The organism is Caballeronia sp. LjRoot34 (genome assembly GCF_964253815.1).
Classification (GTDB): domain Bacteria; phylum Pseudomonadota; class Gammaproteobacteria; order Burkholderiales; family Burkholderiaceae; genus Caballeronia.
In genome coordinates, this window is record NZ_CAXUSB020000002.1 from 1794584 (window position 1) to 1813627 (window position 19044).

18 protein-coding genes are annotated in these 19044 nt (G+C 59.9%); 8 read left to right on the forward strand and 10 right to left on the reverse strand.

The annotated features are described in order from the left end of the window. Window positions 1-13: 13 nt before the first annotated feature. Both ACSQ36_RS27595 and ACSQ36_RS27600 read right to left on the reverse strand, forming a co-directional pair. Window positions 14-1213, reverse strand: coding sequence for a porin (locus ACSQ36_RS27595; protein ID WP_436184421.1), 1200 nt, complete (start codon window positions 1211-1213; stop codon window positions 14-16). Window positions 1214-1569: 356 nt separating this feature from the next. Next, window positions 1570-2274 carry an SDR family NAD(P)-dependent oxidoreductase gene (locus tag ACSQ36_RS27600; RefSeq protein ID WP_436184422.1) on the reverse strand — a complete coding sequence of 235 codons (705 nt, stop codon included), beginning with the start codon at window positions 2272-2274 and terminating at the stop codon, window positions 1570-1572. A gap of 183 nt (window positions 2275-2457) precedes the next feature. Here ACSQ36_RS27600 and ACSQ36_RS27605 point away from each other — a divergent pair, with 183 nt between their 5' ends. After that, window positions 2458-3387, forward strand: a complete 930-nt coding sequence (locus ACSQ36_RS27605; RefSeq protein ID WP_436184423.1) for a LysR family transcriptional regulator — start codon at window positions 2458-2460, stop codon at window positions 3385-3387. A gap of 177 nt (window positions 3388-3564) precedes the next feature. On the opposite strand, the gene ACSQ36_RS27610 is transcribed toward ACSQ36_RS27605, so the two are convergent. Continuing rightward, a complete protein-coding gene (locus ACSQ36_RS27610; RefSeq protein WP_213765406.1) occupies window positions 3565-3954 on the reverse strand; it encodes a surface-adhesin E family protein in 390 nt (129 codons plus the stop codon). A 426-nt stretch (window positions 3955-4380) separates the two neighbouring features. Between ACSQ36_RS27610 and ACSQ36_RS27615 the strand changes: the two genes are divergently transcribed. After that, window positions 4381-4974 carry a hypothetical protein gene (locus ACSQ36_RS27615; RefSeq protein WP_436184424.1) on the forward strand — a complete coding sequence of 198 codons (594 nt, stop codon included), beginning with the start codon at window positions 4381-4383 and terminating at the stop codon, window positions 4972-4974. Window positions 4975-5076: 102 nt separating this feature from the next. On the opposite strand, the gene ACSQ36_RS27620 is transcribed toward ACSQ36_RS27615, so the two are convergent. Together ACSQ36_RS27620 and ACSQ36_RS27625 are read right to left on the reverse strand one after the other, a co-directional pair. Beyond that, window positions 5077-5403, reverse strand: a complete 327-nt coding sequence (locus ACSQ36_RS27620) for a DUF4148 domain-containing protein (RefSeq protein WP_436184425.1) — start codon at window positions 5401-5403, stop codon at window positions 5077-5079. A 192-nt stretch (window positions 5404-5595) separates the two neighbouring features. Continuing rightward, window positions 5596-5811, reverse strand: a complete 216-nt coding sequence (locus tag ACSQ36_RS27625; protein WP_436184426.1) for a hypothetical protein — start codon at window positions 5809-5811, stop codon at window positions 5596-5598. Window positions 5812-6019: 208 nt separating this feature from the next. On the opposite strand from ACSQ36_RS27625, the gene ACSQ36_RS27630 reads away from it, so the two are divergent. After that, complete coding sequence (locus ACSQ36_RS27630; protein WP_436184427.1) at window positions 6020-6850, forward strand: glutathione S-transferase family protein; 831 nt, start codon at window positions 6020-6022, stop codon at window positions 6848-6850. A gap of 173 nt (window positions 6851-7023) precedes the next feature. On the opposite strand, the gene ACSQ36_RS27635 is transcribed toward ACSQ36_RS27630, so the two are convergent. Continuing rightward, complete coding sequence (locus ACSQ36_RS27635; RefSeq protein WP_436184428.1) at window positions 7024-7773, reverse strand: YqcI/YcgG family protein; 750 nt, start codon at window positions 7771-7773, stop codon at window positions 7024-7026. A gap of 108 nt (window positions 7774-7881) precedes the next feature. Continuing rightward, the gene (locus tag ACSQ36_RS27640) at window positions 7882-8820 is read right to left on the reverse strand and encodes a sterol desaturase family protein (RefSeq protein WP_436184429.1); all 939 of its coding nucleotides are present in this window, start codon (window positions 8818-8820) and stop codon (window positions 7882-7884) included. A 440-nt stretch (window positions 8821-9260) separates the two neighbouring features. On the opposite strand from ACSQ36_RS27640, the gene ACSQ36_RS27645 reads away from it, so the two are divergent. Both ACSQ36_RS27645 and ACSQ36_RS27650 read left to right on the forward strand, forming a co-directional pair. After that, on the forward strand, window positions 9261-9704 hold the full coding sequence (locus tag ACSQ36_RS27645) for a DUF2231 domain-containing protein (protein WP_213765410.1): 444 nt from the start codon (window positions 9261-9263) through the stop codon (window positions 9702-9704). Further along, entirely contained in the window at window positions 9697-11016 is a 1320-nt protein-coding gene (locus ACSQ36_RS27650) for a PQQ-dependent sugar dehydrogenase (RefSeq protein WP_436184430.1), read from the forward strand. The genes ACSQ36_RS27645 and ACSQ36_RS27650 overlap by 8 nt, the downstream gene beginning before the upstream one ends. 172 nt (window positions 11017-11188) lie before the next feature. Here ACSQ36_RS27650 and ACSQ36_RS27655 read toward each other — a convergent pair whose 3' ends face one another. Continuing rightward, window positions 11189-13093, reverse strand: coding sequence for a thiamine pyrophosphate-dependent enzyme (locus ACSQ36_RS27655; protein ID WP_436184431.1), 1905 nt, complete (start codon window positions 13091-13093; stop codon window positions 11189-11191). A 12-nt stretch (window positions 13094-13105) separates the two neighbouring features. Between ACSQ36_RS27655 and ACSQ36_RS27660 the strand changes: the two genes are divergently transcribed. Further along, window positions 13106-13273 carry a hypothetical protein gene (locus ACSQ36_RS27660; protein WP_436184432.1) on the forward strand — a complete coding sequence of 56 codons (168 nt, stop codon included), beginning with the start codon at window positions 13106-13108 and terminating at the stop codon, window positions 13271-13273. A gap of 529 nt (window positions 13274-13802) precedes the next feature. Here the strand turns inward: ACSQ36_RS27660 and ACSQ36_RS27665 are convergent. Both ACSQ36_RS27665 and ACSQ36_RS27670 read right to left on the reverse strand, forming a co-directional pair. Continuing rightward, window positions 13803-14756 (reverse strand): DUF3298 domain-containing protein, encoded by a 954-nt coding sequence (locus ACSQ36_RS27665; RefSeq protein ID WP_436184433.1) that lies wholly within the window; start codon window positions 14754-14756, stop codon window positions 13803-13805. Window positions 14757-15002: 246 nt separating this feature from the next. After that, window positions 15003-15740 (reverse strand): hypothetical protein, encoded by a 738-nt coding sequence (locus tag ACSQ36_RS27670; protein WP_436184434.1) that lies wholly within the window; start codon window positions 15738-15740, stop codon window positions 15003-15005. Between the two features lie 319 nt (window positions 15741-16059). On the opposite strand from ACSQ36_RS27670, the gene ACSQ36_RS27675 reads away from it, so the two are divergent. Beyond that, entirely contained in the window at window positions 16060-17151 is a 1092-nt protein-coding gene (locus ACSQ36_RS27675; protein WP_436184435.1) for an alpha/beta fold hydrolase, read from the forward strand. Window positions 17152-17400: 249 nt separating this feature from the next. Next, window positions 17401-18951, forward strand: coding sequence for a methyl-accepting chemotaxis protein (locus tag ACSQ36_RS27680; protein WP_436184436.1), 1551 nt, complete (start codon window positions 17401-17403; stop codon window positions 18949-18951). The last annotated feature ends 93 nt before the right edge of the window (window positions 18952-19044 follow it).

Consider the following 19044-nt stretch of genomic DNA (forward strand, 5'->3'; position numbering starts at 1 on the left):
ATTTACCGCACGATCAGAACTTGTGACGGATACCGACGATCAACGCCGTCTGCACGTCGCTCGACGAATTGCTCAGGTTGGCGATTGCCGCGACTGCCGTTTTCCCGGTCGAATCCTTGCCGCTCGCGTGCTGGTAGATGCCGACCAGATACAGATCCGTACGCACGGAGAGCGCATAGTTCGCCGCGAGATTGACCTGGCTGTAGGCGGCCCCGGAAATGCTGCCGATCGAGCTGCCGCGCGTATAGGTATAGGCGGCGCCCAACTGCAAGGCCGGTGTCACCAGATAGGCCAGGTTGATTTCCCCGAGGTTGAAGGTCGCGGTGCCCGTCAGTTTCTGCGGGTTGAGCCCGGCGCCTGCCTCTGCGCCGATGTCCTTGAACTGGACGTTGCTGTACACGCCGCCAATGGTCGCATTACCGATCTTGTACGCGGCGCCCGCCGAGACGACCTGCCATGTATGCGCCGATGCAAACCCGCTATACACCGGGCTGGACATATTGGTCGCTGAGGTCGACGTCGGCGAGTTCGCGTTGGGATTCGAACCAAAGACCGAGAAGTTCGGGTCGCGCGCGTTTTCGTATGACACGCCGAGAGCCAGCGGGCCGTTGTCGTAGCCCGCGCCCAACGCATATATCTGGTCCTGCGTGAATTCGCCCGCCTTGCCGCCGAAGCTGTAGAAGCCGCCGAAGGTCAGGCCGTTATAGCTGGGACTGGCGTACTTGACCGAGTTATTGATCCGGTTGGTGTTGTCGAGGTTGTCCATGTCGCCCGGATGCGCGCCGTATATGCTGCCCCACTCTTTGAGTGTCACCAGCTTTTCGGCGTTGCCCGACTCGAAGCTGCCGACATAGTCGCCGAGCAGGTCGTACTGGCGGCCAAGCGTCACCGTGCCCATGGAACCCTTCAAACCCACGTAAGCCTTGCGGCCGAACTCCGCACCGCCCTGGCCCAGCGTGCCGTTATCCACGTTGAAGCCGCCTTCCAGGCGAAAGATCGCCTTCAATCCGCCGCCCAGGTCTTCCGAGCCGATCAAGCCCCAACGATCGCCCTGCAGATTGCCGGAACCCAACTCATACTGGCGGCTACCTTTTGAATTCGAATTGAACACGAAGCCATTGTCGAGGAGCCCATAGAGAGTCACCGAACTTTGAGCGTGTGCAACGCCGTACACGGACATGCATGCGGCAATTCCCAGGATTTGTTTCTTCATCGCCCCACCCCAAAGATGTCGTGAAATAAATAAACCAACTTGAAAACCAGGTCCTATCAGCAGGATTGCGAAGGATCGTAAGTGCGCAATTTTTGCGAAGTAAGACCAGTTTCCAAGATCACGATCGATATTGAAGATCATCATTTCGAGGACACGGATTTGTGCTACGACGGGATCAGCAACGCCCGGTCCGCGCACGAACAGTTGTCCATAGATGATTTCCGGGGTGATCGGCTGACTGGATAGCGATCGTCTGGAATGCTCTTCTCAAGCGAAATTTTTCCAGCATTGCCGCGAGCATCCCGGCCCCAGGCAAATTGGCATGGGAGTGTGCGACTTTGGAAATACGCCGCCGTTCACCAGGGAACGACTCTTCCGAGGTAGTCCAGGTAATGCAATCCGGAACGCCCTTGGTAAGCCTCGATCGTGCTCACCAAGTTCGGGATGCTTTCTTCGATACCAAGACGCGCTTCAGGACCGCCCATGTCCGTTCGTACCCATCCGGGCGCCATCAGTAACAAGGTTCTCGCGTCGCTTCGGTGGCGCGCGGCAAAGCTGCGCATCAACATGTTGAGGGCGGCCTTGCTGCCCCGGTAGACCTCATAATTTCCGTTGTCGTTGTTTGTGAGGCTGCCCTGCCCGGACGACATGACGCCAATCGTTCCGGTCGGCTGCACGAGGTCCTGAAACGTCTCGATCACTCTCATTGGACTCAACGAGTTGGTCACCATGACGCGCACAAATTCCTCTGTCGAGACATCTGCAATCGTTTCACGATCGTCGTTTTTGACACCGGCATTCACGAAAAGCACATCGAGTCGTCGACCCTCAAGACGACCGCGTAACGCGGCGACCTGCTCCGGAATCGTGATGTCGACGGTTTCAACTTCGAGTGCTCCGTCCGAAGCTTTTGCGATTTGACGAAGTTTTTCTGTGGAGCCTTCCCTTCCGGTGGCTATTACTCGCCAGCCGCGCGTGAGGTATTCCTCGACCATTGCGAATCCGAGGCCACGGGATGCACCGATAAGGAAGACGGTTTTCTGCGGTGATAAGTCTTGCATTGATAGCTCCCTGTAAGTAAAACCTGACTGAACGTGACATTGCGTGACGTTGACGAACCACGCCCTTGGACGTGAGTCAGTCCGGGGAATATATCGATGCGGGAGGCATGGCGGAAGACGCAACGATTGCACGTATAACCTGCATCAAACGCCATGCCTGAACGGTGCGTGCTACGATCGCACATGCCCGAACCCGATTTGAATCTACTCATTGCGCTTGACGTATTGCTTGCCGATGGCAGCGTGGTTGGCGCTGCGCGTCGGCTGGGATTGAGTGCCTCGGCAATGAGTCGAACGTTGACCCGGCTGCGCGAGGCGATCGGTGACCCATTACTGGTTCGCGCGGGGCGCGGTATGGTGTTGACGCCCCATGCAGAGGCACTTCGTCGACGCACACAAAACGCGGTTCACGAGGCACGTTCCGTACTGAGTCCCTCAACGACCGAGCCGGATTTCCCAACGTTGCAGCGAACCTTTACCATTCGCGCCAACGATGGCTTTGTGGAAGCCTTCGGCGCTCCGCTTATCGCTGCGGCCACGGCAATCGCGCCGCTCGTGCGTTTGCGCTTCGCGCCCAAACCTGAGAAGACAGCAGCGCATTTGCGAGAGGGTTCAGCCGACCTTGAGATCGGTGTCCTGGGCGAAATGGGGCCGGAAGTCCGCGTGCAGGCTCTATTCCGGGATCGCTTTCTCGCTGTTGTCAGAAAGGGCCATCCGCTCGAATTAGAGCGTGAGGTAACAGCAGAACGGTATGCCTCCTTCGGCCACGTTGTTGCTTCGCGCCACGGGCGCGCCAGTGGACCGGTCGATGAGGCGTTGGCTGCTTTAGGGTTGGAAAGAACGATCGTCGCCATGGTTCCCAGCTTCCACGCCGCGCTGGCGGTGGCGCGAGCCTCGGATTTGATCGCTCTCGTGCCTGGGTCTTTTCTGGGCAATCAACCTGAACATCAAGAGTCGGCCCTGTCCGGCAGCATCTACGCTTTCGAGCTTCCCGTGACGACCGAAAAAATTACGGTTTCTCAGATGTGGCATCCACGTTTAGAGGTCGACCCTGTTCATCGCTGGCTCCGGCAACTGGTGCTAACGGTATGTCGGCAAAGAGTGCCGCTGTGAAGCGGCAGCCACCAGCCGTATGCACGCCCGTTTGCGGTCGCTCGGGAACGAGCTGAACACGGATTGCCCACGCTCACACGTGAATACGGTGGCGGCTATCGAGTTCGTAAGAGCCAATTGACCGTTGACCGGGGTAGAACGGTCATTAGCCGGTTGCACCCTAGGGTCATCGAACCCTCAGCCCTTACTGCACACCGCACGCAATATGAAATCTCCGCCCGTGCCCGGGACGACAACCGCTGGAGCATCGTGCTCCGGAGGCAGAGAAGCGAGGACATTACCTTGCGCATCGTAAAAAATCAGTGCGTTCACGAGGAGTGTTCTAGCCTGACAGTCCGCAACGTATTGCGTCTTGATCGCCTTGGCGGGACGTCCGAGTTGCACGTCCGTCTCTACCGCCAAGACCGTCTGAGTCCAGGCGTTGACGGTGTCACCACTGCGAGCAACAGAGTCTTTGTCGACGCTAACGAGCTCCCCCGAGTTCGCGAAGACCTGGACCCAGTTCGATGCAATCGCCGAGGCCGACGATAAAAGCAGAAATGCGCCGAGCGCAAGCATTCTATTCATGTTTGATCTTTGTAATTTTGATAATTTTGAGTACCTGCCGGTTGGCGGCAAAAGCACTCCGCTTCCGAGGTGCACAGGTCGTTCATGCTGACGAGCCGACCGCCGTCTGCTCACCCATAGCGGCTGTTCGAGCCATTGCTGAAAGTCGTGGTTTCAAATGGCAGCTTTCGACAACATCGGGCATGCGGGATCGGGCAATGGCGGCATGACCCCCAAGCGCGTCACTGACGGCTTGGCTAAACGAAGCACGCATATTACCCGAGCATCGGCTTACGATAACCTTCGTTTGTGAACGCCCTGGCAGGCAAGGAACGGCTACTTCCGGATCGCTCGTGATCCACGCGAATCCGAATCTATGGAACGCTAACCTGCGTACCCTCCGAATATGAAGAGCGTGCGAGCTGGATTATTCTTTGAAGCCGGTTCATGCATCAGCATTCCAACGGCGGTGACCATCATGACGGTGCCTGGTGCGCGACAAAGCGTTGGACTGGTGACCCTGGCGTATCGTCGCCGCATCTCGCGGTTATCTGTCAGCGGGAGGGGGGCAGCGATCTGTATCGCGACTTCGCTCGCCCTGGCGGAGTTCGCGAGGACGGCTTCACCATCATCTGGGACAAGGGGCTCAAGAAGGGAGGAGTCCGGATCAACACCGAATTTCGCAAGGAAATTGCCAATCGGCCGGAACGCGATGAATGGTACAAGTCGACTGCCCCTGACTTGGCGCGTATCGAAGTTCCCATCCTCGTTTGCGGCAGTTTTTCTGATCATGCGCTGCACACACGAGGGTCGATCGAGGCCTTCCGCCGTGTGGATTCCGCGCTCAAATCGCTCTATACGCAGCGCGACGGAAAATGGTGTGCGTTCTATGGTCAAGAAGCCACGGCAACACGCGGGCGGTTCTTTGATCACACGCTCAAGGGCCTCGACAACGGCTGGGTGAAGGAACCCGCACTGCGTCTGGCGATCTACGGTAACGGCCCCGAACCGATAGCCGTTGTAGGTGAGCAGAACTGTTAACCCGCCGGATTCAATCCGGCAGGTGGGTATAACGGCCTGCTGTTGTATGCAAGACGCACAGCCCGGCTGCACGCCTCAAAACATGCATATCGAGCAGATAGATCAGGGATGGTCATACATCGAACGCCAGGCGGCCGGCGACACCGGCGCAATCGCCGCCCCCGATCCTGAAGTGCTCTCGGCAACACCACCGAAGCCGGCAGAAGCGGCGCCGTTTTGCGCAGACACTTTTTGCTCTGCGGTTAGCGTAGCGACCGGATATGACGCATTCGAATCGGGGAACGCGGCGTGTGATGGGGTCGCTTGTTCGAACTGCACCAATTGTCCGCTCACGTCTGCACGAGTGACCGGTTGGCTCGACTGAGCGAATGAGAAAGCCGGGAACGCGAATACCGCGGTGACGCAAACAGCTTGAATGAGCGACTTCATAATAAACCTCCAGATTTTTTCGCAGACGTGTGTCTGCCGTGAAGACAAGTGTAGTGGGCATCACGTGATTTATTAAATGTGTATGACACAATGACTCATTGCTAATTTAAGCGTTAACCCTTATTCGAAAGAAAACGATCGGGCAACCGCAAGAAAGGTCTGGAGGATGCTACTGGGTGCCCTCGTTTCGCATCACCCGGGCTGTGGCACACGATGTGGCCTGGAGATGTTTGCGCGGCGCCGATCGCTGGTCATGCCGCGTCGCAAGTCAGCATTCCAGTTCGGCCCGTGGACGCCTTCTATACCCGGGTCGCCGTAGCCGGCGTTCTGTTGCAATTGCCGCGGGTCCACGCCGCGCACTGCAAATTGGGTGCACGCGGTGGACGTGCGCGTACTCAAGCCGGTCATCGACCCCCTACTCCTTCGCCAAAGTTCCGGAAGCCTTTGCTCACTTGAAGCATGGCGCGTTCGGCAAGCTCGTCGTCCAGGTTCGCAATCAGTAAGCAACCCGGCGCGAGCACGGAAAGCGCGAAAACCCCCATGCCACATGCTCCTCGCCCGGTCCAACGCGGCGCGGTTTGCCGAAGACAGATCGCGGAACGACCCCGCTAAACGTATGCGCGACATGGCTGTCCGGGGCTATAGGCGTAGCCACGATTATCGCTTTGAAAGCGACAGAGCGACTACCCAGCCGGTGTTTATTGCGGCCAGCAATCCCGACATACTTTGTCCTAACGGCGCATCACAAAGGCACCGGCCAATCCAGCTCTATCTGATCACTTTTTTTATAAGGAAGGCTTATCAAATGAAACTCTACATCGCTGAAGCAACCTGCTCCCTGGCTGTTCAAACTGTCGCCAACGAGTTGGGCCTATCACCGGAACTCGTTCACTTCGACGTTTTCGGCAAGTCCACGACGGATGACACCCGCTTCTCGGATGTCAACTCGCTTCTCTACGTCCCGGTCCTTGTGCTCGATAACGAGCGGCGTGACCAGCTGACGGAAACCACGGTCATCTCGTCGTATCTCGCCGACCAGCATCCCGAGTCAGGGCTGATTCCTGCTCGCGGCACACTGGAACGCGTCAAGATGGACCAGTTGCTGACCTTTATCGCGACCGAGATTGCGCAGAAGCATATTCCGTTAATGCGCAAACTGATGACGGCGGAAGGCATCGAGTTTACAACCAACAAACTACTCGCGGCCTACGGCGTTCTGGACGCACGTCTGGCCGACGGCCGCGCATACCTCACGGGTGAACAGTTCACTGTTGCAGACGCATACGTATGGGCAACGATGTGGAACGAGCGCTCTGGCGTGAAGCTTGACCATCTGAAGCATCTGATGGCGTACATTGCCCGAATCGGTGCGCGCCCGTCTGCGCAGAAGGCACTGAGGGACGAAGCCGAATTGGTCGCGCGCCATAAAGAACAGCTTGCCGCGTAGTCTCTGATCCGTCGTCTTCTCAACGGGCTCGGGGCCGCGGTGACGCCTACGGAACACGGTTCCGTTCCGATTCTCGACGGTTTAGGCCGACTGACTGTATGACCGCGTAAACGCCTTTACCTCACGCGGACACTCGAACGTCGGCTTTACCATGGAGAGCCGATCGCAGCGCGTCAGCGGCTGGCGAATGGGCAACGTCCGGTCACTGGCGCGTTGTCGTCGGGCAGACAATACTGCTTCCACTCCCGATTACGTGGATCGCCGTAAAAGCCGATGTCCGGATGTACCGGCATCGCGTCGTACTCCAACATCCGCGCATGGATCTGGCGGCGGACTTCAGCGCCGATTGGCTTGCCGGTCGTCAAGTCGGTAAACAGCTCGCGCGGCTGGAACAGCAGCACGATCCCGCTACCGACCACACGGCTGCGCCGCTGGTGATAGGTCGGAGCGGTACCGACAACGAACATCTTGCGGCCACCGAACGAGAACTCCCACAACGGATCATCCGGATCGGTGGGCCGCATCGGCACGTCGTCCGCCTCGTGCAACTGCAGCAGCAGGGTCCAGAAGCGCCGCAGGAATTCGGTGTGCGACGTGAGCGCGGGGTCCGGCGCGCAGAACATCGCGAGACTATGCCGCGTGAGCGCCGCATCGTGTCCGAGTTCGACAAAACGCTGCATTGTCGCGCGCGCAATCTCAGGACGCTCGCCGTCGAACGCGTAGAACATCTCACCGCGCCGCTCGGCCGCCTGGCCGAAGAAGCACGGGTAATCCGGCTGCTCGAGCGTCTTGCGGTAGCTGTGATACGCATCGCGCCACCACGCGGGCAGAGCGCCGGAATTCGACGCTTCGATGTTCAGGATGCGTGCGGTCCACTGGGTGGACGCCGCTTTCGATTGTTCAACTGCGGGTGACATCGCCATAGGCTTGCTCCGGACGAAGTTAGGTGTGCTGGCAAGATCGTGCACGTCCGCATGACGTGCGCTGGAAGGTCGGCGGCTGCCGGACCGTCGCACAGCCGGGCCGCGCGCTCATTGGGCTGGCCGACGCCGCTTGCGCGCGAGCTGGATCATTCGATGCACGCCGGCCGCATGCTGCTGCCACCAGTTGCCGGTTGCGATGATCGGATCCGCAGTCGGGTCTCCGGTCTCGCGGGCGTCGTGGGTAAAATTCGCGGTGCCGAACAGCATGTCCCACCATGGGAACACCGTGCCGAAATTGCAGCTCTTGCGCCGCGCGATCTCCGGGCAGTGATGCGCGCGGTGGAATTGCGGCGAGATCAGCAGTCTCTCGCCCGGCCATCCGTAGCGAGCGCGCGTATTCGCGTGCGCAAAGCTGCCAACGAAACGAAAGCCGAGAATCACGAACGGAAATTGCAGCGCCGGCATCCCGATCGCTATCGCGACGACGAAAAGCCACACGTACGTGATGATGTCCTCGAGCAGGTGCGAGCGATCGTCGGACCAGAATGTCATCTGCAACTCGGCATGATGCAGAGTGTGCAACCCGTACCACCAGCCGAAACGATGCGAGATCCGATGGCGCCAGTAATCGGCACAGTCGAGTATCACGAAGCCGACCAGGAACCCGGCGAGTGGCATTCCCGCGGCATCGGCGATGCGCGTGAGCAAAGACGGCACCGGCCACCGGTGCGCGAGCAGCCAGCCATCAACTAGCGCCTTCACGAGCCCGTACTCGAAGTAAGCGGCGAGCGGGAACAGGACGATCCGGACGATGAACGTATAGACGATGTCGGTCGTCATCGGTTGACGGACCGGCCAGCGCAGCAGCGGCCAGCGCCGTTCGAGCGGGGTACAGAACAGATAGCTGAGGACGACCTGCAGCACGCCGCATCCGGCGAACAGCAGCCACGCCCAGCCAGTCGATCTCTGCGCCGCCGATCCAAACAGACCGGCGATGCACGACACCAACGCACCGGTGCCGGAGCAGGCAAACAACGCAGGCAACACGAGCAACTCCATTGCGTTCGAACTAGAGGCCCGGTGTCGATGCTTGTAGGCCGAACAGGCGCGAGACCGTCCGGCAGCGAACGACGTACGTTGCAAAAAACGGTCCGACCCCGGGACGCTATAAGGACCTTGTGTCAAACACACCGTCAAGCACACTATAGTCCGCGCTACCTGACAAGCCGGTGGCGTTCCGATGACGGCCCTGCCACAAATGGCATTCGTTCTGTATGGCCTACGACGCCGCTGCGGGGCGCATCCCGGAATCGGGCATGTCCTATGCGTAGGGCAGTTAGCTCGTGCTTCGAATGCCGAGGCTTGCGAAATACTTTCACGGCGGGCTTATCGAATCGTTCAGGACTGCATGCCGCGTGAGTCCAGGTCCGACCGGCCGCTACCATGCGCCGTTTATCGAACATTACCTTTAGAAAGGGACTTATTCCATGACTCCAGCTAGCCCGATATATCGGTCAAGATGGGCCACGGCGGTCTTCGATTTGTTCAATCCGATCCCCTATGGCCTCTTCGTCGGCACATTGATCTTCGACATCATCTACGTCATCACCGCCAATGTTTTCTGGGCAAAAGGGGCTGCGTGGCTTGTCACGGCGGGACTGTTTTTTGCAATTATTCCGCGCCTGATCAATCTCGGCCATGTATGGCTTGCGTCGCGTGACACGGTAACGCGTGCCGAGAAACTCGACTTCTGGTTGAACCTGCTGGGCATAGTCGCGGCAATAGTCAACGCGTTCGTCCATAGCCGCGATGCGTACGGAATTGTTCCGGAGAACGTGATTCTCTCGGTGATCACCGTGGCATTGCTTAGCGTCGGACAAATCGCGCTCGCGTTCGACAAGTTCGGTTTCAGGGAGACGACTCGTGAATAAATCCATCTTGAGTAGCGTTGTTGTAATTACTAGCGCGACCCTGATTGCCGGATGCAGCGAGCGGGCCAGGTATGACCCCTCGGATCAGGCCGGAGCCAATCCGCCGTTGCCAAGCGCGCAAAGTTTCTTCACGCCTCCGATGCAGGTACCGAAGTACGTGGGCTGGCAGAAGGGCGAAACGCCGAAGGTGGCGCAAGGCCTGACAATCCAGGAAATCGCCTCCGGACTCGAACATCCGCGCCAGGTCTATTGCCTCCCGAATGGCGACATTCTGGTGGCTGAATCGAATAGCCCGAATGCTGAACCCGTTACCTCGCCCAAGCAACTGATCGCCGGCATGGTGACGGGTCGCTCGGGTAAAAAAGGCAAAGGCGGCAACCGCATTACATTGCTGCGAAAGCGTACCGACGGCAGCGGGGAATGGGACAAATATGTGTTCATCGATCACCTGCATTCACCGTTCGGCATGCAGCTGATTGGCGACACACTCTATGTCGCCGACACGGACGCAATCCTGAAGTACCCGTACAAATCCGGCGAGACAAGCATGCCGGCCCAAGGCGTCGAACTCGCCGACCTTCCGGACAAGGTCAACCATCACTGGACCAAGGCGTTGCTCGCGAGCCCCGACGGCAAGAAGCTGTATGTCGGCGTCGGCTCGAACAGCAATGCCAGCGAGAACGGTCTCGATGTCGAATACCGGCGCGCAAATGTACTGGAAGTCGATGTGGCGACGGGCGCGAGCCGCATTTATGCGGCGGGGATACGCAACCCGACCGGGCTGCAATGGGAACCGAAAACGGGACAACTGTGGGCGGTTGCGAATGAGCGCGACGAGATCGGCGCGGATCTCGTGCCCGATTATCTGACCTCGGTGAAGGATGGCGGCTTTTATGGCTGGCCGTACAGCTACTACGGCCAGCATGTCGACCGGCGGGTCCAGCCGCAACGCCCCGACCTGGTCGCGAAGGCGATCAAGCCGGATTATGCAATTGGCTCCCACGTCGCTCCGCTCGGACTGCTGTTCTATACCGGCAGCAACCTGCCGGCGCAGTATCAAGGCGGGGCCTTTATCGGCGAGCATGGCAGTTGGGATCGTTCGCCGCTGAGCGGTTATGCGGTCGCGTACGTCGCGTTCGAGAATGGCAAGCCTGTAGGAGCGCCAAAGCCTGTTGTCACCGGCTTCGCATCGGACGACGAAAAGGAACTGCGTGGTGCACCGGTCGGGCTGGCCCAGGACCAGGACGGCGCGTTGATCATTGCCGACGATGTGGGCAATACCGTCTGGCGCGTGACAAAGACAGGAGGTTAAGGCGCAAGCACGTCGATGTGACGAGGGGGCACGCGCCTCCGATCGGGTCTCATACAACCCTTTCCTTCCAGGCTTCGAGGCTTCGAGGCTGACCACTTTTTACACGGCGCTACCCGCTTCGCGGTAGGGACGTTGGGTGCCGGCCACGCACGCCTGTGCTTCGCGCGCAGCGTCAAACCGCCAGATGGCTCGGCATGGTAATAGGTTCCGCAGGATCGACATGGACTTCGAGCAGCGCAGCGTGCGGCGAGCGCAGCATCGCATCGATCGCAGGTCTCAGCCCGGCGGGGCTTGTACAGCGCGTACCTTCCGCGCCGCAGGCATTCGCAATCTGCGCGTAGTCGATAGCACCGAGCTCACATCCGTAGGGAGCGTTACCCAGTTCCTTCTGTTCGAACACCACCTCCGCCAGCATGTCGTTGCGCAGAACGATCACCTTGACCGGCAGGCCGTTCTTTACGGCTGTCGACATTTCCGCCATGAGCATTGCAAATCCGCCGTCGCCGACAATCGCCACCACCTGGCGAGCGGGATTCGCAAGCTGAGCCGCGATCGCAAACGGAAGCCCTGGCGCCATCGTGGCGAGCATGCCGGTCGCGACAAGTTGCTGATTGCGACGCAAGGTCAGGAACCGCGCGGAGAAGTGCGTGTTCGCCCCGCAATCCAGACAGATGATTGCGTCGGGCGCCAAGGCATCACTGATGGCGCGAACGACGCTTTGCGGCCTCAGCGGTGTCCGTTCGGTGGCGGCCACGCGATCCAGCAAAGCATTCCACTGCACGACGCGGCCTTGCGTCTCGCGTAGAAAGGCATCGTCTTTCTGACGCAGCAGTGGAAGCAGCGCGCGCAGCGTCTCCTTCGTGTCGCCGACGAGACCCACTTCCACCGGGAAACGCAGTCCTATGCGCTCGGCCTTGATGTCCAGTTGCACACCGCGTGCGGCACCCGGCTTCGGATACGAATCCACCCATGGCATCGTCGTGCCGATAATCAGCACGGTATCGCACCCATGCATCGCTTCCTCCGACGGCACCGTGCCGAGGTGCCCGATGCCACCTGTGGAGAACGGTGAATCGTCCGGCAGCGCGGTTCGCCCGAGCAGCGCTTTGGCGACGGGCGCGTTGAGCCGGCTCGCGACCTGTTCCAGTTCGGCAGTTGCGCCAAGCGCGCCCTGACCTGCCATGATCGCCACACGGCTGCCGGCGTTGATCAGGTCGGCTGCGGCCTGCAACTCATGGCGCGACGGCGTGGGCGTCGGGCGGCTCCATGCGGTCGAGGTCCGCAGGCCGTGATTTTCGGTGGATGCCTTGTCTTCGGAGAAATGCATGTCCTGCACGTCTTTCGATACCGTCAGATGCGCGACGCCACGCGAGCCGAGCGCGGTGCGGCAGGCGATGTCGGTCACCGTCAGGGCATGGCGGGGACCGGTCACCACGGTGTTATAGAGCGCGACGTCCTGCATCAGCGCAGAGGTATCGACGCTCTGCTGAAAGCGCGTTCCGAGCAGGTCGTGGAAGGTCAGGCCAGTGAGGGCGAGAACCGGCGCGCCGTCGAAGTGAGCGTCGTAGAGCCCGTTCATCAGGTGTACCGCGCCGGGTCCGGTCGTCGCGACGCAGACGCCCAGACGCCCCGTTGACTTGGCCCATCCCGATGCCATGAACGCGGCAGCTTCTTCATGCCGCACGCCGATAAAACGGATTTTGTCCTGGCGCTTGCGCAGCGCTTCGATAATCGGATTGATGCCGTCGCCGACCATGCCGAAGACATGATCGACATCCCAGGCCAGCAAGGTTTCGACAATCACGTCGGCCGTTGTTGCGTCGCTGCCCGGCTGAAACGACGGTTGTCGCCCGAGTGTCGCGGGCTGCCCTGCGGGAGATGCCGTCGTCTGTGCCGCGACGGCCCTGGCGGCGAGCAGGCCGGCGCCACCCGCGGCAGCCGCGCGCAGCATCGCGCGGCGTTGGGGGGACTGCAGTGCCTCGTCGGTGGCGCGCCGGTGGAGGTCTTGCGAGTCGTGCTCGTCTCGCTCGGTCGTCACGCGGCCTGTTTTCGAAGCCGAAGGTGGAGTTGAAGTCACGACGTACTCCCGATGACACGCAGCCAGATCTGCACGGTCCACGCCTCGCGCACTGGTGTTGGCATCGGCGACGCGCCGGTCGCTTCACGCAACCTGACGATGGGTGAGCAAGCCGCGATCCTGATGCGTTCGGATGACTGTTACGGCATGAGGCATCGGGAATGTTCCCGCCGCATCTGATTGTGTAGTCGCGTATTCTGGATGTATCGGCGTCGGTCCTACCCCTGTTTCTAATCCTGTTTGATGGTGGGTTTTCGGGGTAGCGATGGAATCGGGTAAGCGCATTATTACCTGCTGGACGCCTATAGACGGGATTCCCGTTTTGACGCCATCAAGGCTCCGATTGCCGGCAGATTTCGGCCGAAAGTTAACCAATTAACTTCCGTGCTCTCTCCCACCCTCTTCAAGCGAAAGACGAGCATGGGACGTCCAAACTCGTAGAGATAGGTACGGCTTGCTCGGCTGGTCATCGGCCTTTGCGGTCGTTGGCGAGCTTGTCGCGGCCTTCGCGAATGTCGGCGTAGTTGAACTGGCGCTATCGGCCAAGTAGAGTCACCCGGGCAGACGTCGCGAGAGTCCGCTCGGAGGCCGACAACGGACTTCCGTCGAAATTGTTTTGATCTGCCGCATCGGGTCATTCCAGACCGTTCGTGAAGTTCATGAGCGAGCGCATCGGCCAGCGAGATCCTGCCGGGCCGCATTTAGAGCATCACCGCGGTATCGGCGCTCCTGGCGCAAGCAACCGATGCAAATCGGTCCAGGGTACGGTCACTTCGAGAATGCCGGATGCCATTGCATCTGCCTCACCTGGGTTGAACGAAATAAGAAGGCCTTCCTTGGTGAAGGACCATGCAGTCGGATCTCGCACGTCCTTGCTGATTCCGTCAGCAAAGAAGGGGGTGACGTTCAATTCCCGCGAGGCACGATCACGTAAGAATGCCTCCCATCCGCTATCCGGTGTGAACAAGTCCTCCGTCTTGAGGCGATGCAGGGCTGGCTTGAGCAAGTAGGAAATGTTGCTCATGGTCACGGAAGCCGCTCCCGCAGCGCATTGCTCAGTGTGGAACATTTCGACGTTAATGAAATCCGGCGTCGCTGACTGAACCCTGAAACCCACGAACTGATCGCTGGAAGTCTCGGTGTCTCCGAAACACCAATTTGCTCGCGCTGTCGCCGCCGATCGGACTATCGCAGCATTCCATTGTTCTGCTATCGGGGAAATCGGATGATCGATTCTTGGCAGGCCCGTGTGCTGTTCCAAAGGCTTGCCGGTGTCTTCTTGTTTCCCGATTGACGTGTAATGGTCAATTCGGCTGAACACGAAGGGACCAATGGAAGTGGCGGCGCCGCGCAGGTCATCGAGCAGGTCAGCGTATTGCCGTCGCAGACAGGAAGTGGGGCTTTCATCCCTCTTGTTATCAAGACACAGGACTTTCACGACTTTGAGCCACTGTTGCTGCCCGGTGCGCAGGATCATTTTTCCCGGGTCGGAAAGTAATGGCAGGGCCGCATCGTAGCGCTGCGCCATCGCTTCGTCTTGAGCCGATAGCTTCGGATCGGCGCAAACCGTTTTCTCGAAACGGGTTCTGGCGTTGCCGCAGTCAAAGCTTGCTGCCGCCGCGATTGATGGTGCCAAACAGGCAACGGACAGGCTGACGATCATTAAGTAACGTCCCTGCCGGGCCTGGTGTCGCTGGTTCGTGAAGCGACCTATTAATGTTTGTCGAGTGGCAATCAAGCGCCGATGGACCCATCGCTGCACTGAACAGTAAGGGCTGGAATGCGGACACTCAACACGCGACATCTGCAGCATAATGGTCGGCCGTAGGTGGATAGAGTGATGCGGCGGCCGGCAAAGTTGTGCGCCTCCGGATTATTGACACGCGTTGGCGATGTCGGCACGGCAGGACTATTGATCGTCGCTCAGACCACTCGGAACGCCATAGTGCGAACCATCGTATTCCATTGTAAAGCTGGCCCGTCTGGCGGCCTTGTCCTTGCTTGCACATTGTTCCCCGGCCACCGTCTTGGTCGTGTCGACTGTCTTTTCGCTGACAAGCAGCGTTGCATAACCGCCCTGGCCGGCTGGGCCGACCGATATTGCGCGGGACGTATCGGAGAACTGGCCGGCGCAGTTGCCGTCCCAATCTCCCTTGCTTTGTCCCGTCGTTAGATTGCTGAGCACCCGCCTAAGCTTGCCGTCGTCAATGACATAAAGACTGAGCGTCGTATCCGCGAAGGGATCCACTCGCGACGAGTTTTGAAAGCTCTTCCTTACGCCAAAGGCAAGTTCCTGAGGCGTAAGCCGCCAAGGCGCGGTATCGAGAGCAATGCTCTGCAAGCCCATCGCGTCGGACGTAATGGCGGCGGGTTCGTAACTGTGAGCGATGACCGCTCCCGTCTTGCTGTCCGCCACCAGCACCTCGAGATCATAGACCGTCTCATCGGTTGTCCCGCCTTTCTGGGGCAACGGCAACACGGCAAGCGTTTGTGCCGGATTTGCGGGCCAAACCTTGCAAGCGGCATTGTCGGCGTCGACAGCGCGACCGGGTTGCAGCGTGTGAGCCCACTCAGTAAAGCGTTCTTTGCAGTCCGCGTGTGCGAGAAGGGGCAAGCATAAGAAAGCCGATGCAACGAGAGTGCGCATGGGTATGTGGTCGGAGGTTGTGGTGAACGTGAGCGATGCGCTGCCGCGGGAATTCTACAAGATCAGGCAGACTTGGGGGCGGGATACGCCGCAGTGACGCTGCTGTTCATGGAAGCGTCAATCACGATTGACTGATTTGACTGATACCAACCCCGAACGGCCCATCGGATTGATCAACACCGGTCGTTCCACGCCGGGTTCCGATAACGCCGCGTTTTCTTTCCGCGTACCATTGCGCCTCGTCGCCGTTGAGCTATCTTCGTCGTCGCTGCCTTGCATGCTTACGATATTCTTTCCATACAATCGACAGGACCCCGCCATGATCCGATTCGCATCCCTGCTGGCCACAGCAGGAATATGCGTACTGACCGGCCTCGTGCCGGCCCGCGCTGCGACAACTGAACCTGCTTCCGAGCAGGCAGCCGATTTCACCGAGCACGACTTCCATTTCTCCGATGGCGCTACGTTGCCGGATATTCATATCCACTACGTAACCTTGGGCACGCCGCGGCGCAACGCGCACGGCGAGATCAATAATGCAGTGTTGCTGATGCACGGCACCACCGGCACCGGCCGGGCATTCCTCGCGCCGGCAATGCGCCGGGAACTCTTCGCCCCGGGCGAGCCGCTCGACACGAGCCGGTACTTTATCGTGATCCCCGACGGCCTGGGCCGGGGCGGTTCGAGCAAGCCGAGCGACGGCATGCACGCAAGATTCCCGCATTACGGCTATGGCGACGTCGTCGAGGCAAACCATCGTCTGCTCGTCGAGGGTTTGAACATCCATCATCTGCGCCTGGTGCTCGGTACGTCGATGGGAGGCATGCAGACCTGGATGTGGGGCGAGCGGTACCCCGAGATGGCGGATGCGTTGATGCCGATTGCCAGCCAACCGATCGCGATGGCCGGCCGCAATTGGCTCTGGCGGCAGATGATCGTCGGCGCTATTCGCAACGACCCGGGCTGGCAGGGTGGCGACTATAGCGTGCCGCCGACCCAGTGGACCCGCGTGATGCCAGTCTTCACGATCATCACCAACAACCCGGCACGCATGCAAAGCGAGGCCCCCAATCGCGACGCCGCCACGCAGATGTATGAAAACCTGGTCGGCACCGCCGGGAAGACCGACGCCAACGACGTGCTGTACTGGTTCGAATCGTCATGGGACTACAACCCCGCGCCTGAGTTGTCAAAGATTCGCGCACGGCTCTTTGCCGTCAATTTTGCCGACGACCTGATCAACGCCGCGGACCTCGGTGTGATGCAGCGTGAGATGAAGGCCGTGCCCAACGGAGGCTTCGTCGAAATGCCGGAGACTGCGCACTCGTACGGCCATCAGACTCTCGCTCACCCTGACGTGTGGAAGCCGTACCTGGCACAGTTGCTGAACGACACGGCCAACAAGCATTGATCCGAAGGCGCCGGCAGGACCATCCCGCGTCGTGCGGTGCCAAGCGCAATCCGGCCACCCGTTGCAGGCCCAATAATGGGCCCTGCAACGGCCTGTAATACGCCTCCACGCTGTCTCGCTCCGTCTAACGGCTCAAGTTCAAATTTCCCCCTTCATATTTCCGCTCGACTGCCGTAAACCCTATCGACCGCGCGTACTTTCCTGGTGCGACATTTTTCCCGTTCTACTTGCTGTGCCTTTGAGGCATCTATGTTCTCGACCATCACGATCCGCGCCCGCCTCGCCCTTGCGATGGGCTTCCTCGGCTTGCTCATGACGATTGGCGCCGTGCTCGGCGTGGCTGGCATTGCCTTGAGCAATGCTGATCAGAAGGAGCTGTACTCCAACGAACTCGCGTCGGCGATTGCGATCGGCAAGTTCAATTTCTTCTATGCTCGCGGTCGGCTGGTGCTTGACCGGGTCGCGGCTCAGCCTGATCGCCCGGACATTGCGACCCTTGAAGGGCATGCACGCGAGCAATTCGCGATCGGCGACAAGGCCTGGCAAAGCTACCGTGCGCTGTCCGCCGAACCGCAAGAGGAGCAGCTGGCCGAAGCGGTCGAAGCCAAGCGGGCGCTTGCGATGAACGGACCGGTCGCCGCGGTGTTCGCCGCGATCGACCGGCGTGACACCACGCAACTCGCCGATCTGATCTCGAACCAGATGACGGCGCCATTCAACGAGATCACGGACCGTTCGGGGGAACTCGAAAGGATGCAGGCGGATCAGGCGCGCAGCCGATATGAAACAGCGCAGGACCGCTTCCACACGATTCTCTCCATCGCCGCACTCGGTCTTCTGATCGGGCTGTCGATGGCCGCATTCGCGTGGCATGCACTGCGCAAGTCGATTGCCGGCCCACTCGATGAGGCCACGCGCCACTTCCGCGCCATTGCCGATGGTGACCTCAGCCGGCATATCGAGGTACGTTCGCGCGACGAAATGGGCCAGATGATGGAAGACCTGCGCATGATGCAGTCCCGCCTTCGGGACGCGATGGTCGCCGTGCGCGATGGCGCGCAATCCATTTCCACCGCAACCTCGCAGATCTCGGCAGGCAACACCGATCTGTCGCAGCGAACCGAAGAACAAGCCGCTTCGCTCGAAGAAACCGCCTCGAGCATGGCCGAGCTCACGTCGACCGTGCGCCAAAACGCCGACAACGCGCGTCAGGCGAGCGAGCTCGCGCGGGTCGCAGCAGGCGTTGCGCATGAAGGCAGCGACGTTGTCTCGAAGGTCGTCACGACGATGGGCGAAATCAACGCGAGCTCGAGGCAAATTGCCGACATCATTGGCGTGATCGAGGGCATCGCCTTCCAGACAAATATCCTCGCGTTGAACGCGGCCGTTGAAGCGGCGCGAGCGGGCGAACAAGGCCGCGGTTTTGCGGTGGTGGCGGCAGAAGTGCGCACGCTGGCCCAACGCAGTGCCTCGGCGGCCAAGGAAATCAAGACGCTGATCAGCGAATCGGTCAACCGGGTGGGTAACGGAACCGAGCTGGTCGGTCGAGCGGGAACGACCATGACGGAGATCAACGACGCGGTGCGCCGGGTGACCGACATCATGGCCGGGATTGCGGCCGCGTCCGAAGAACAGAGCGACGGGATAGAGCAGGTCAACAAGGCCGTCTCGCAGATGGATGAAGTCACGCAGCGCAACGCAGCACTTGTTGAACAGGCCGCGGCCGCAGCCGTCTCGCTCGAGGAACAGGCCACGCGCATGAGCGATGTGGTGGGGGTGTTCCAGTTGCCTGCGCACTAGGTCCATCGTTTGCTGTGTTTATTCGCGGGCTGATGCATCCATTCAGCCCGGGCGCAAACAACAAGATCCATTTTTTTGGACGGCCTTCCACTC

Bases quoted from the DNA above. Each gene is read 5' to 3' on its own strand.
- ACSQ36_RS27630 (WP_436184427.1), top strand. From the start codon at position 6,020: ATGCGCGACATGGCTGTCCGGGGCTATAGGCGTAGCCACGATTATCGC.
- ACSQ36_RS27665 (WP_436184433.1), bottom strand. From the start codon at position 14,756: ATGATCGTCAGCCTGTCCGTTGCCTGTTTGGCACCATCAATCGCGGCG.
- ACSQ36_RS27680 (WP_436184436.1), top strand. From the start codon at position 17,401: ATGTTCTCGACCATCACGATCCGCGCCCGCCTCGCCCTTGCGATGGGC.
- ACSQ36_RS27660 (WP_436184432.1), top strand. From the start codon at position 13,106: ATGACACGCAGCCAGATCTGCACGGTCCACGCCTCGCGCACTGGTGTT.
- ACSQ36_RS27610 (WP_213765406.1), bottom strand. From the start codon at position 3,954: ATGAATAGAATGCTTGCGCTCGGCGCATTTCTGCTTTTATCGTCGGCC.
- ACSQ36_RS27670 (WP_436184434.1), bottom strand. From the start codon at position 15,740: ATGCGCACTCTCGTTGCATCGGCTTTCTTATGCTTGCCCCTTCTCGCA.
- ACSQ36_RS27605 (WP_436184423.1), top strand. From the start codon at position 2,458: ATGCCCGAACCCGATTTGAATCTACTCATTGCGCTTGACGTATTGCTT.
- ACSQ36_RS27595 (WP_436184421.1), bottom strand. From the start codon at position 1,213: ATGAAGAAACAAATCCTGGGAATTGCCGCATGCATGTCCGTGTACGGC.
- ACSQ36_RS27600 (WP_436184422.1), bottom strand. From the start codon at position 2,274: ATGCAAGACTTATCACCGCAGAAAACCGTCTTCCTTATCGGTGCATCC.
- ACSQ36_RS27615 (WP_436184424.1), top strand. From the start codon at position 4,381: ATGCATCAGCATTCCAACGGCGGTGACCATCATGACGGTGCCTGGTGC.
- ACSQ36_RS27635 (WP_436184428.1), bottom strand. From the start codon at position 7,773: ATGGCGATGTCACCCGCAGTTGAACAATCGAAAGCGGCGTCCACCCAG.
- ACSQ36_RS27620 (WP_436184425.1), bottom strand. From the start codon at position 5,403: ATGAAGTCGCTCATTCAAGCTGTTTGCGTCACCGCGGTATTCGCGTTC.
- ACSQ36_RS27625 (WP_436184426.1), bottom strand. From the start codon at position 5,811: ATGACCGGCTTGAGTACGCGCACGTCCACCGCGTGCACCCAATTTGCA.
- ACSQ36_RS27645 (WP_213765410.1), top strand. From the start codon at position 9,261: ATGACTCCAGCTAGCCCGATATATCGGTCAAGATGGGCCACGGCGGTC.
- ACSQ36_RS27675 (WP_436184435.1), top strand. From the start codon at position 16,060: ATGATCCGATTCGCATCCCTGCTGGCCACAGCAGGAATATGCGTACTG.